We start from the raw sequence: 12597 nt of genomic DNA, 5'->3' as shown, positions 1-12597 counted from the left end.
CAGACATGCAGCAAAAAGGACTTAACGCTTATCGCCAACAGGCAGGAAATCAGCGGGATGTTCTGGTTAAGCAGCACTTGTCCCTGGTTAAGAAGATTGTGCTGCATCTGGCCAGCAGTCTGGGCAGCAACATCTCCCGGGATGATCTCTTGCAAGCAGGCATGATGGGTCTGCTGGATGCTGCCAGTCGTTATGATCCGGGTCGCAAAGTCCCCTTTGAACAGTTTGCCAAAACCCGGATTCGAGGCGCAGTGATTGATGAGCTACGACAGTGGGACTGGCGCAGCAGAACAGACCGGGAACACGGGCAGAAAATCAGTAATGCCATCCAGAAGTTAAATACAAACCTGGGACGGGCTCCGTCCGAGTCCGAAATTGCAGAAGAACTTGGCGTCAGTCTTGAGCGATACCACCGTATGTTACAGGGCAGTAGTTCCGACAGTCTGTTGAGTCTGGATGGGCTGATGCAGGGTGAGTCTGACAGCCGAATCATAGAGATCAATGATGACGACTCTGTAGAAGTGGTTGCCATGGGTGGAGAGCGCAGTAAAGCTCTGGCAAAAGCATTACAGGAGCTGCCGGAACGAGAGCAACATCTGATGAATCTTTATTACGTTCATGAACTGAATATGAAAGAAATTGGAGAAGCTTTGGACCTGACGGAGGCCCGTATTTGTCAGTTACACCGTCAGGCTGTCTTACGATTGCGCTCGCTGCTGGAAGAATGGAACAGGGACTAATGCTATGAAAATCTTGGGGCTACTGATCCAGCTTGGCTGCATCTTTGGTGGTTTTATGGCTGCTGGTGGTGAAATGGCGGCTATCTGGCAGCCCGCAGAAATAGTGATGATTGGTGGTGGAGCATTGGGGGCATTCATCATTGCCAACCCAACTAACGTTGTGAAAGCGGCGGGACGGCACTTGGTTTATACCGTCAACAATTCAGGTTTTAATCGTGAATATTATGATGAGCTGCTCTCCCTTATGTATACATTATTTAATATGGCGAAAAAAAAGGGGGGGAGTAAGGCCCTTGAAGAGCACATAGAAAACCCTGAAAACAGTGATGTTTTTTCAAAATATCCTCTGATTATGAAGACGCCTCATATCTATAACTTCATTGCTGAAAACCTCAGGCTGTCACTGGTAGACGGCATTGAACCCCACGAATACGAAACCATTATTGAGGAAGAAATTGAATCCATGGAGTCAGAAATGATGCGTCCGGCAGATGCTCTGCAGCTGATTTCGGATGCTTTGCCGGGCTTCGGTATTCTGGCAGCAGTATTGGGTATTGTTATTACGATGGGCGCGATAGATGGCCCGATGGATCAACTGGGCAGATTGATTGCTGCGGCTCTGACAGGGACTTTTCTTGGCATATTTATGGCCTACGGACTGGTTGGACCATGCGCAACGGCCATTGGTCACTCAATCAATCAGGAAATAAGAGCATTTGAATGCATTAAGGTGGGGCTGGGCACTAACAAGTCCGGGTTTCCTCCCATTGTTTCAGTTGATTCTGGCAGAAAAATGCTTTTTTCAGACAAACGACCCACTTTCGGTGAACTGGAAGAGTTACTGGACGGCCAATGAGCAAAGGTCATGTTATTGTCATCAAAAAGAAGCATGGCGGTCATGGTGATGGTCATCATGGAGGTTCATGGAAAGTAGCCTTTGCTGATTTTGCCATTGCCATGATGGCTTTGTTTCTTCTACTGTGGATTATGAGTGCCACTGATAAGGAGCAGAAGAAAGCCATTGCGACCTATTTTGAAGATCCGGGCTCATTCCGCCATCCAAGCAGCTCCAAGCCCATTAATTTTGGGGTAGCAAATACTGTGGTGGATATTCCCAAACCGGGGCCAGGCAAACAAGGCAGGGAAGACACTGAAGTTATTGCTGACCAAAACACCAAAACACTGAATAACACGCTGATTTTCGACAAGCTGTCCGATGAATTACAAAAATTGATCGGTGGCAGTAAGTCAGCCGGAAGATATGAAGATTACATTTATTTGGAGGAAACACCGGAAGGCTTGCGCATTGTCATTCTGGACAATAACAAGCGGGATATGTTTGAAAAGGGGAGGGCGAGACTGCAGCCATTTTTTCAGGATTTACTGCTTGAACTGGCCCCTATTCTGAACAAACTTTCTTTCAACCTCATGATAAGCGGGCATACTGACAGCTCTGGCTTTCAGAGGAATGACTATTCAAACTGGGAGCTGTCATCAGCCCGGGCTCAGATTGCAAGAAGAACGCTGGTTTTCGGAGGATTAGAAGAGTCCCGGATTATGATGGTATTGGGTATGGCTGACCGGGTATTGCGCAACCCTGAAAACCCTGAAGCCAGCTCCAATCGTAGAATTGAAATTCTGCTCCTGGCAAAAGATATGGAAGAGCGGATTGAAAAGATGTTTGCACCCATTGAAGAAGGCACCCAAAAGCTGAGCGAAGGAGACTCACGGAAAATGCGCAAAGCGCTCGAAAAAGCCAAAAGTAATCAACTCCCGGAAGAAATGAAAGACAATATAGAATGGGGCAATTAGTTACCTGCCCAATGAGCCAGAAATATTCGATTCCGTCAGTTACTCAGATTTTCTTATCGATGATTTTTTTAATGATACGAGAGACGGCCACAAAGCCAAACGTAGCCGTCACTACGGTCGTGGCACCAAAACCACTGGCACAATCCATTTTTGTTGACCCCAGATCCGAAGGTTTCTGCTGGCATACCGTTCCATCGGGCTGAGGATAAACCGCCTGTTCTGAAGAAAAGACACAATCGACACCAAACTTCCGCTTGTTGTTTTTAGTAAAGCCGTGGAAGTCTCTCAGATGATTTCTGACTTTTTTTGCCAGAGGGTCGTGCCAGGTTTTGGTGAGGTCGGTAATCTGTATCTGGGTGGGATCGACCTGACCACCGGCACCACCGGTTGTGATCACTGGAATCTTGTTTCTTTTGCAGTGATGAATCAGGGCAGCCTTGATTCTGAAACTGTCTATGGCATCCAGTACATAATCGAAGTCCTGACTGATCAGCTCAGACACATTTTCGGTTGTTATAAAGTTTTCAATGACATGGCACTGGCAGTCCGGATTAATGGACTGAATGCGGCTGGCCATCACTTCACATTTGGACTGACCAATCGTTTCGGTGGTGGCATGGAGTTGACGGTTGATGTTAGTGACACAAACATCATCCAGATCAATCAGAGTAATGCTGCCCACCCCGGTTCTGGCCAGAGCCTCTGCTGCCCAGGAGCCGACTCCGCCAATACCTATGACGCAGATATGGGACTGTTTCAGCCTGTCTACGGCATCGCTGCCATAGAGACGGCGGCTGCCTCCAAATCGGGCGTCATAGCCAGTGGTTGAATGTTCCGAAGCAACTGTCATAAAAAGAGTCCGAGAGCCTTTGGGTAAAAATCTTACAGGTCATGAATCCGGGCGCAGGATTATAATACTGACATCCTCTCTTGTCATGGAGCCGGTTGGCCCGGGAGTATCGGATGACTCAAGTATTGCGATCTCTGGTGGGGGATATTGGTGGTACCAATGCCCGTTTTGCTCTGGTGAATCCTGACAGTCTGGTGCTGGAAGGTATTCAGACAATGTCGAGTATTGATTATTCCGATCTTGAAGATGCCGTCCGGCTCTACCTGAAAAATCAGGGCGTTGAAACCATTACCAGAGTTTGTCTTGCCGTTGCCGGTCCGGTCGTGGACGGAAAAGTCAGTTTCACTAACAGCCACTGGAAAATTGATCAGCAACAGTTCAAACAGGACTTTGAATTGGAAGTGATGGCGCTGATCAATGATTTTGCCGCGCAGGCTTTGGCGGTTCCTCACCTTCCTTCAAACGAACTCATGCCTGTTGGGCCTGAGTTGGACGTTGATCCTGATGCCGTCAAGCTGGTGATCGGCCCGGGAACCGGTCTGGGGCTTTGTGGATTAATCGAAACCCCTGTGGGTTGGCAGGCTCTGCCCGGAGAAGGCGGCAATGCCGACTTTGCACCTTCTACGGAAAGAGATATTAGTGTCTGGCGATTCATCCGAAAAGAGGTTGGGGGGTTGTTGGGGGTTGAGAGAATACTCTCTGGCTCAGGTCTGGAATTATTGTATGAAGCGCACTCCAGTCTCGATGGTCGGATGGATAAACTACAGGCGGCAGATATCACGGTTCAGGCTCTGGAACAAAATGATTCTCTGGCCTATGAAGTGCTGGACCACTTTTTTGAGATTCTTGGCAATACCGCCGGAAATGCGGCACTGATCCTGGGAGCAAGGGGCGGTGTCTATATTGCGGGTGGAATTATCCCAAGAGTTAAAAAACTGTTTGCCAGAGGCACATTCCGGAAAGCTTTTGAGAACAGGGACAAGATGAAAGGTTACATGTCAGGCATACCGACATCGCTGATACTGTCTGAACATCCGGGGTTAACAGGAGCGGCGGCCTATTTGAACTGTTCAGGTTATCATTGAAGTCAGCTGTCTTCTAAAAGTATCCCCAGAGGTTGTGGATAAGTCTGGGATTAACCTTTGGGTGGTTTTCCGAACTTCAGGGAAATAACAAACTGCAAATAAGTGGTTAAAAAACGATCAATGGTTGGTTGAAAGCACTCACCAGATCAGGCTGCAATAGTCAGCCTGACACCCAGCGCTTTCAGCAGGCGATGTATGGTATCCCAACGAGGTTGAGCCTTGCCATTGAACGCTTTGTAGAGGCTTTCTCGGTTGAGCCCGAACTGTTTTCCGCTATTGCGGCGTTGATAACGGTATCAAAGTAATCAAGACCTGCTGCACTGCATGCCGCTCAGTAGAGTCTATCAGCCCCAAACTTTTGGCTGTGTAGTATTTAAGCTACAATAGAGGCATGATTACAGTCAAACAACATGGTGTTTTCAGAAGATGGCTTAAAGCTTTGAAAGATCCGAAGGCCAAAGCATCCATATTATCGAGAGTGAAGCGCTTGGAGTTCGGATTATCTGGGGACGTGAAGCCTGTTGGAGGTGGCTTAAGCGAGTTGAGGATTGATACAGGCAAGGGCTACCGTGTCTATTTTGTGCGTCAAGGCAGTGAGCTGATTATTGTATTTTGTGGAAGTCAAAAGAAAGATCAACAGAAACAAATAGATCTTGCCAGAGCGCTATATAAAGATTGGAGAGCTAATAATGGATAGTAAAATAACAGACTTTGACCCTGCTGAGTTCCTTGATAACGATGAAGCTATTCAGTGTTACATAGACGAGGCGATAGCAACTGGTCATGCTGGCTTTATTGCCGACTCACTGGGCGTTGTGGCCAGAGCTAAAGGAATGAGTAAACTTGCAAAAGAAACCGGTTTGTCTCGTGAAAGCCTCTATCGTTCGCTGAGTGAAGAGGGTAATCCAAGTCTGAAAACTCTTCTGGCTGTATGTAAGGCTCTGGGAGTTTCTATGAATATCGGCAAGCCTTTGCGGGTATAAGTTTATTGTTCAAGGTTAGAGGTATGCGCCAAATACAAGAAAAAAAGGCTGCATAATTGCAGCCTTATCTTGATCATAAGTAACATATTATTGCCTGGGATTTTTTTAACATACCTCACTCAACCCCATGGCATAAAACCCGCCTCTCTGTTCATTTCAGATTACGGATTACCACCAAGCCTCAAACTGCACACCATATGTCCAGCCGCTGGCGTCTGTGCCAAAGGTGTTCATGATTTGATCTGGTGTGGTTCCTGTATCGAAGTATGAAAGACCTGCCGCACTGCATGCTTTTTCAGCGGCTTCAGATGCTTTGCAATCAGTATTGTCAAAAGCGTCCCAATCTGCGTAAGTGGCAAATACTCTGATCACTGGTCTGACAAAGGCTCCAAATTTAGGATGGAACTGCTGCGCAATGGTAAACTTCAACAGCTGGCTATCAAAAGAATTATTGTCAGCAGGCAAAGCTGATGAATAATAGGCATTCTCTACTTTGTCCCATCCCAGCTCGATAGCAGTACTGGTGATTTCGGTCCATTTCCAGATGGGTCTGATACCTGCAGTCAGCCAGGTTTTCTTGTCAGGCAAGGAAGCATCCAGTTTTTGAGCTTCTTCGTCGTATTCCACCTGAGTCCAGGCTGCAACATACATGATGTCCATCTGGTCACTCAGAGAGAATGAACCATGGTCAAGCACCCGATAGAGCTTGTTACCCTCAAACCACTCTGCTGTATTGATAAAGCGGCCGGTTGAGCCAACGCCCGGACCCGTCATGGCATCGCTGGCGTATTGCACTGCAAACTTGTTAAAGCCATCCAGAACCTCCCAGGTCAGCTCAGCTGTAACCAGCCATCCGTCTTTATCAAAAAGCTCCTTGTTTGCAATATTATCAGGAGGATTCCCCTTCCCGTAATCAACTCCCAGTTCAAGGCTGAGGTTGTCCATAAGTCTCAAATCTTTCAGTCTGAGATCAATGATATCTGTTTCAAGATTGGCTTTATTATTGGGATTAGTGATATCGAAATTAACTTCGGGTGTATTTCTTAGCCAGGCAATATCAAACTTGCCTATGCCAACGTCGATATCCTGAATCCCGGCACCGGGGCCAGAAACATCCCAGTAGTACCAATCGTTCATATGAACATCATGTCTCTGATAAAAGCGTTTGCCGGCCCAGAGCATGGCCTCCGGCATACCTTCCATGATATTCCTGGCCTGTAAGTTGACTTCTCTAAGGGCAAATTCGTTGTTGCCATAATAATCGTCGCCTGTTCCGGGCATTTCCCAGTCATTGTTCTGAAAAACTTTGTAGGCGATATTGGTATCCAGCCTGAACGAAGTGTTGTTATCATCCGACAGCTCAGCACCGAGCTTGAGCTATGTGTAAGTTTCACACTCGTTACCCAGACGATATTTGGCGGGTGCTCCTGCCGCTTTAAAGCAGGCCTGATCTCCTCCCTCTGCTGAACGACCTATGCCCGAGCGGGCATAGCCATGAAAATCAACATTGACTTCTTCAAAGCCCCAGGAAAGCGCAGGGAGGGAAGCGAGAGAAATAACTCCAATACTGCGACCCAGAGCAGACAGAGTACTCTGTATCCGAATCATTGCCATTTACCTTGTGTGTGTACGACAGTTGACCAGAGCTAACCGTTGGCTAAGCTGCTCTGGTCTGTTGCCATGAAGATGCGGTTTTCCCGAGTTTCGGAGCCATTTCATGTTCATGGCGGCTTGAGTAAATAAACCGAATGGATCTGAGAATTATGTTTTCGGTGTACCCGTAGGAAATCTAGACCAGAGATTCACAATCAGCAAAGTAATTAAGAAAAAAGAGGAGTTAATACAGTTTTTTATCCAGCCTGGCTCAAATACGACTATGTTTGCAGACAGGCTCCCGGAGCCTGTGCAGCAATACTGTAACTGAGAGTGAAAAAATGCTGCATTTTATTGTTGATCGTGAATTCAGGTATACAGTTTATGAGTTTACTGAGAGGTATCGAAATATTCGGTACTGGAAATGGCCGAATTAAAGGATTATTAAAGGGGATGTTTTATAAAGAACGACAAGTGTCTGGCGTGATGAAAAAACAGTTTCTTTTCGCGTGTATTCTTGCCCCTGTCATAACCCTGATGGGCTGCTCTCATTTTAATAGCCGGGAAGAAACAATAAAGCAGCCTGACTCAGAAGGTAAAGTGTACAACTCAGTTAAGGACATTACTTGTCATCCATTAAGGTATCCTGCCGACAAAAAACAGGCTCGCATTGTCGTTAACGAGTTCACTTCAAGACTAAAACAATCCTCCGGAGAAACTCCGGTTCTGGCTTTCAGTCTGCCGCAAACGGGCATTCATAAAGTGACTATAAACAGCTATGTGGTCAAGGATGATGATAAGGAACAGCTGTTCTATCCAGCGGTTGCACTGCTCGATCAGTCTCATAACATCATAGCCAAGGTACCTGAACGTCAGATCAAGTATAAAAAGCCAGGGCTTACCAACGCTGAAAGTATTGAAGCTCAATTCACCATCGATAATGACAAGCTTTCCAGCGAACAGGCAGTTTGCATGCTTGTCTATACCACCGATGAACTGAGGAAAGGGAAAACAACCTTAATGAATGAGGCTAAGGAATATGCCAGAGCTTACGGTGTTGTTGCACCGCCGGTGCCTGATCCTGTCGCTATTCATGGCAATGCAGGGCATCTGGCCATCAGTATAAAAAGTTCAGAGGTGGCTTTTGCTTCAATGCCCAATATTCCTTTAGCTACCTCTGCTGCTGTGATACCAGGAGCCTTGTCAGTGGAAGAGGATCCTTTTACAAAAGAAGTCCGGCAGCATTATGTTGATGCTGTTAATAAACACCTTAAGTCATGCGATATTGCAAGGGCTATGCTTGCAAGAGCTGAATTGGGAAACACTCTCAGGGATACGGAGGAATACTTTGTCGAACAGTATGGTAAGCCCGCCGATAAACTGAACTCCCCCAAAACTCCCGGTTTTGAAGACGGTTATACCGAGTATGCCGGGAAAGTCTTGTATCACTATCAATTGCAGGTATACGACTACCTGAAGACCGGTCAGGGTGCTGCAGCATTGAAGGTGATTGATCAAATCAAGGCTACCCTGGAAAAAGTGGATCAGCTGTTTGACCGATAGCCTTCGAAGACAGTTCGCTTGAGCTTGTCGACGTTTCGACAGGCTCAGGACGAATGGGTGTGTCAACATTCTATCGGACAGTGGCGGGAATCTTGATATATCTTTAAATAGCCCTGAATTTGTAAAAGACATTGTTCAATTAATTGTTCAGGTAATACTGTTATGAATGTAATCTCTTACTCCAAAGCCAGAAACAATCTGAAGTCGCTGCTTGATCAGGTGGCCGAAGATGCTAACCACACCATTATCCACCGGCGGGAAGGTGAGGATGCGGTGGTCATGTCACTGGACAGCTACAACAACCTGATGGAAAACCTTCATTTAATGTCATCTTCGAACAACATAAAACATTTGAACGAATCTATTGCCCAAATTGAGGCAGGTTAGGTTCCAGAAAAAGGCTTGATTGATGGCGAGGCATAAGACTAAGCATAAAAGGTTGATATGTTGGTCAGAAAAAGTCCGGAGTGATTATCTTTAAAGCCTGCCGTTTCCACTATTAAAGCAGCCGCATACATTTTTATACTTTGGTTGTGCTAAACCTAACCGCCCTTTCTAATCACTGACATATTGTTAAAAAACGACCGGTTGGATTCATCAGCAAAAATATTCTCCAGAGTGTCGGTTAACTTCCTGCGCCAGTTTGGATACTCTTCGCTGGTTCCCGGAATATTCACCGGGGATTCGATCTGTAACACCTCTTCCAGCTGAATCACTGTGATTTTTGATGCTGTCTTAGCCAGGTAATAATGAACTTTTTCCATTAAGTCCCTTGAGTATTCCATTGTGGAAATATCCTGCGGGTTCATGCCTTCAGGAAATTCATGGACGTTCGCAAGTGTTTTCAGCAAAGCCAGCTTTTCTCTGTGTCTTGCCTCTTTTTCTTGCTGAGCCCGGTTGTGATCATAAATGCCCAGTTGCAGGCGCAAATCCAGATCGAGGCAATTCCACCAGGCCTTCAGAGGAGGGATGTCATGATTACTGACACAGGTCAGAGCCATGGGTTTGTAATCCTGAGGTAGCGTGAAATGATCACCCAAACACTCGAACAGAGCCACTTCATTGGAGTAAAACAGGGCAGGAGGCAGAGAAGCTTCGATTTCAGGTGGGACGGTCCCAAGATCCTCTCCAAATACCAGACACTGACGACGATGGCTTTCCAGTTTGATAATGCCCAGAAAGTCATTCAGAGGATAATAGACATAGGCGCCATAATCAGCCGTTTTGCCTTTGGGGCACCACCAGAGCCTTAGCAGACCCATGACATGATCAATTCTCAAAGCCCCGCAGTGGTTCATATTGGCCTGAACCATTTCAATAAAGGGCTGGTACTGCTGAGCGATGAGTACCTGAGGATTAAAGGGAGGTAAACCCCAGTTCTGTCCCTGGGGCGCTACACCATCCGGGGGCGCACCAACGCCTGCATCCAGACAGTAAAGGTCGCGATGACTCCAGACATCGGCGCCGCCAGTGTCTGCGCCTACTGCCAAATCACGATAGATGCCAACCAGCATACCGGCTTCAATGGCCGCTTCCTGAGCTTTGGTCAGCTGATCTTCAGCCAGCCACTGCAAGTACATGTAGTACTGAATGCGTTTTCGGTTATGGCTGGCAAACTCTTTGACGGCACCGGATTCCGGGTTCTGGAACTGTGACTCCCAGCAAGGCCATCCCCAGTTATTGATGTCCAGCTTTTTGTAGTGCTCATAAATAGCTTCATAAAGGGCATGTCGCTCCAGAGCGGGGCCACGGTTTCTGCAAAAGTCCAGAAAAGCTTTTCCCCGCGAGCTTTCGGGGCTCAGGTGTTGCTTATGGAAGTGATCAAACAGTGTGTTCAGAAAACCAAACTTCAGCCATGCTACCAGACTGTAGTCCACATACTCTTCGTCTCTTGCCTGTTGCAGTTGTTCTTTGAACTCAGGATCTTCAAATTGTCTCTGAGCTTCTTCACATTCCCTGAAGTCCGTTATGGCCGTGATATCGATATACAACGGATTAATAAAGGTTCGGCTCGATGGGCTGTAGGGGCTGGCATGAAGAGGGTTGGCCGGGTACAGGGCGTGAATAGGGTTCAGGCCGACAATGTCTGCGCCCTGTTCCGCCAGTTGAGTCGCTAACTGACTCAGGCCGGAAAAGTCACCTATGCCCCAATCATGATCGGTTCGAAGAGTGTATAACTGGATAGCACAGCCCCATAGTTTATTTCCACTCCCAAGTCTCTCAGGTTCATAGCAGGTTTCAGGAGCAATAATGATCAGAGCGCTGTCTTGCATCTTGTCACTTTGCAGAGAGAGCCGGTGGTAGCCAAGGGGTAAAGCATCCGGTAAGTTGAACGTCAAGTGGTGGTAGGTTCTTCCCTCAAATGTGCGACTGGCCTCTATGGGCATATCGCTGGTATTCAGGGTCAGAGAGTGGTGGCCAGCGGTTTCCAGTATTATTTCACCTTCGAACAGATGACCCAGCTGCTGATCCTCAAGGTACAGGCTGACCTGATAGCTTTGACCTTTAGTGAAGACTGACACGGGATGGAGTGGTTGCTGCCACTTTTGCTGTTCAATGTCTGCTATCGCTTGCTTTATCGAGTCGTCAGATTCAACGTTTAATCCCATGGCACCAAGAATCGGCAGTTTGTATTCAGTGGGGACGCTGACTGGCTTACCCGCCCAGTCACTGTATTCTCCGGAAACGCGATAGTATCGGGCCAGCTGCTCAATCAGTTCAGGATCAGACATAGCGGTCTCTCTCACAAGTCGTAGGCTGGCGCCCGGGTACGACGAAAAGCTATGCCCTCAGCATTGAAGAGGTGACAAAATTGGACCGGAAGCTCAATTTTCATCTTGCTGCCTGCTTCACGCTTTTTCGAGTCTTCTACCCGAACAATGAAGTTTTCTCGAATGGTATCGTGGCTCATGTATATGTAAGATTCGGCTCCCAGACGTTCCAGCGTTTCGACCTTGCCTTCAACCGCATTACCGTTGTCTGTTTCAGCCAGAGCATCTTCCGGTCGAATGCCCAAGACGACCCGCTCACCCTTGTTGGCACCCTGACTGTCAACGTTAGCCCGTAGCATTTCCCCGGTGGTCAACTTGAGTCGTGTTTCGTTGTTGCCGGTTTCTTCAATAAAACCATCAAAGAAATTCATTTTGGGTGAACCGATAAATCCGGCAACGAACAGGTTGGCAGGTTGGTGATAAAGTTCCAGTGGCTTCCCAACCTGCTCCAGGTTACTTTCTGCTCCCTGAGCCAGAGGACTCAGGACAACGATCTGATCTGCCAGAGTCATCGCTTCAACCTGGTCATGGGTAACGTAAATAGAGGTTGTTTGCAGACGGTTGTGCAGTCGGGCTATTTCCTGCCGCATCTGAACCCGAAGCGCGACATCGAGATTGGACAGCGGCTCATCAAACAAAAACACCCTGGGCTGCTGCACGATGGATCGGCCGATAGCCACCCTTTGTCGTTGACCTCCGGACATGGCTTTTGGCTTTCGATCCAACAGGGCCTCCAGTTGGAGAATGCGGGCGGCTTCTTCAACCCGGCTGTTGATCAATGATTTGTCGGCTTTTGCCAGCTTGAGGCCGAAGGCCATATTTTTAGCAACGGACATATGAGGGTAGAGCGCATAAGACTGGAAGACCATGCCCACCCTGCGTTCGTTGGGTGGCCAGTCATTCACCTGCTCCCCGGCAATATACATTTCACCCTCAGTGATATCCTCAAGACCACAGACCATTCGAAGCAGAGTGGACTTACCGCAGCCAGAAGGCCCGATAAATGCTATAAATTCACCCTCGGCAATGTTCAGGTTGATGTTCTTGAGAACCCAGGTCCTGCCCTGGTCGTAGCTTTTGGAAATATTAACAAGCTTAACTTCAGCCATAAGTTTTTCCGTTTTTCATTCGCAGCGCCCACCAGACTGCTAGCAGCCTGTCGGACTTAAGGCTGTCCTACTGCGGTTGCAATAAATTGGT

Annotated in this window: 11 protein-coding genes and 2 pseudogenes; 8 read left to right on the top strand and 5 right to left on the bottom strand. The window is 47.5% G+C overall.

The window, feature by feature from the left end; genetic code table 11:
- The first annotated feature begins 5 nt into the window (after positions 1-5).
- The 3 genes from KDK19_RS11570 to KDK19_RS11560 are packed head-to-tail and all read left to right on the top strand — an operon-like array spanning position 6 to position 2552.
- Positions 6-740: a sigma-70 family RNA polymerase sigma factor gene (locus tag KDK19_RS11570; RefSeq protein ID WP_257275740.1), complete on the top strand. Its 735-nt coding sequence runs from the start codon at positions 6-8 to the stop codon at positions 738-740.
- 4 nt (positions 741-744) lie between these two features.
- Positions 745-1596: a flagellar motor stator protein MotA gene (gene motA / locus KDK19_RS11565; RefSeq protein WP_257275739.1), complete on the top strand. Its 852-nt coding sequence runs from the start codon at positions 745-747 to the stop codon at positions 1594-1596.
- A complete protein-coding gene (locus KDK19_RS11560; protein WP_257275738.1) occupies positions 1593-2552 on the top strand; it encodes a flagellar motor protein MotB in 960 nt (319 codons plus the stop codon). The genes motA and KDK19_RS11560 overlap by 4 nt, the downstream gene beginning before the upstream one ends.
- 43 nt (positions 2553-2595) lie before the next feature.
- Here the strand turns inward: KDK19_RS11560 and tcdA are convergent, their stop codons facing one another.
- Complete coding sequence (tcdA, locus tag KDK19_RS11555; RefSeq protein WP_257275737.1) at positions 2596-3402, bottom strand: tRNA cyclic N6-threonylcarbamoyladenosine(37) synthase TcdA; 807 nt, start codon at positions 3400-3402, stop codon at positions 2596-2598.
- Positions 3403-3515: 113 nt separating this feature from the next.
- On the opposite strand from tcdA, the gene glk reads away from it, so the two are divergent.
- Positions 3516-4487, top strand: a complete 972-nt coding sequence (gene glk, locus KDK19_RS11550) for a glucokinase (RefSeq protein WP_257288085.1) — start codon at positions 3516-3518, stop codon at positions 4485-4487.
- A 146-nt stretch (positions 4488-4633) separates the two neighbouring features.
- On the opposite strand, the pseudogene KDK19_RS24370 reads toward glk, so the two are convergent.
- Positions 4634-4744: pseudogene (locus tag KDK19_RS24370) on the bottom strand (DNA-binding protein); the annotation flags it as partial.
- A 134-nt stretch (positions 4745-4878) separates the two neighbouring features.
- Here KDK19_RS24370 and KDK19_RS11545 point away from each other — a divergent pair.
- The gene (locus KDK19_RS11545) at positions 4879-5184 is read left to right on the top strand and encodes a type II toxin-antitoxin system RelE/ParE family toxin (RefSeq protein ID WP_257275734.1); all 306 of its coding nucleotides are present in this window, start codon (positions 4879-4881) and stop codon (positions 5182-5184) included.
- Positions 5177-5470, top strand: coding sequence for an addiction module antidote protein (locus tag KDK19_RS11540; RefSeq protein ID WP_257275735.1), 294 nt, complete (start codon positions 5177-5179; stop codon positions 5468-5470). Before KDK19_RS11545 ends, KDK19_RS11540 begins: the two co-directional genes overlap by 8 nt.
- Before the next feature lie 168 nt (positions 5471-5638).
- Here the strand turns inward: KDK19_RS11540 and lamB are convergent.
- Positions 5639-7078, bottom strand: a pseudogene (gene lamB / locus KDK19_RS11535) (maltoporin LamB).
- A gap of 369 nt (positions 7079-7447) precedes the next feature.
- On the opposite strand from lamB, the gene KDK19_RS11530 reads away from it, so the two are divergent.
- Both KDK19_RS11530 and KDK19_RS11525 read left to right on the top strand, forming a co-directional pair.
- Entirely contained in the window at positions 7448-8626 is a 1179-nt protein-coding gene (locus KDK19_RS11530; RefSeq protein ID WP_257292006.1) for a MalM family protein, read from the top strand.
- 162 nt (positions 8627-8788) lie between these two features.
- Positions 8789-9013, top strand: coding sequence for a type II toxin-antitoxin system Phd/YefM family antitoxin (locus KDK19_RS11525; RefSeq protein WP_257274825.1), 225 nt, complete (start codon positions 8789-8791; stop codon positions 9011-9013).
- Positions 9014-9168: 155 nt separating this feature from the next.
- Here KDK19_RS11525 and malQ read toward each other — a convergent pair whose 3' ends face one another.
- The gene (gene malQ / locus KDK19_RS11520; RefSeq protein WP_257280621.1) at positions 9169-11358 is read right to left on the bottom strand and encodes a 4-alpha-glucanotransferase; all 2190 of its coding nucleotides are present in this window, start codon (positions 11356-11358) and stop codon (positions 9169-9171) included.
- An 11-nt stretch (positions 11359-11369) separates the two neighbouring features.
- Complete coding sequence (locus KDK19_RS11515) at positions 11370-12506, bottom strand: ABC transporter ATP-binding protein (protein WP_257274828.1); 1137 nt, start codon at positions 12504-12506, stop codon at positions 11370-11372.
- Positions 12507-12597: the final 91 nt, after the last annotated feature.

This window comes from Endozoicomonas sp. ONNA1, assembly GCF_024606325.1.
Lineage (GTDB): Bacteria > Pseudomonadota > Gammaproteobacteria > Pseudomonadales > Endozoicomonadaceae > Endozoicomonas_A.
This window is presented reverse-complemented; position numbering and strand designations above follow the sequence as displayed.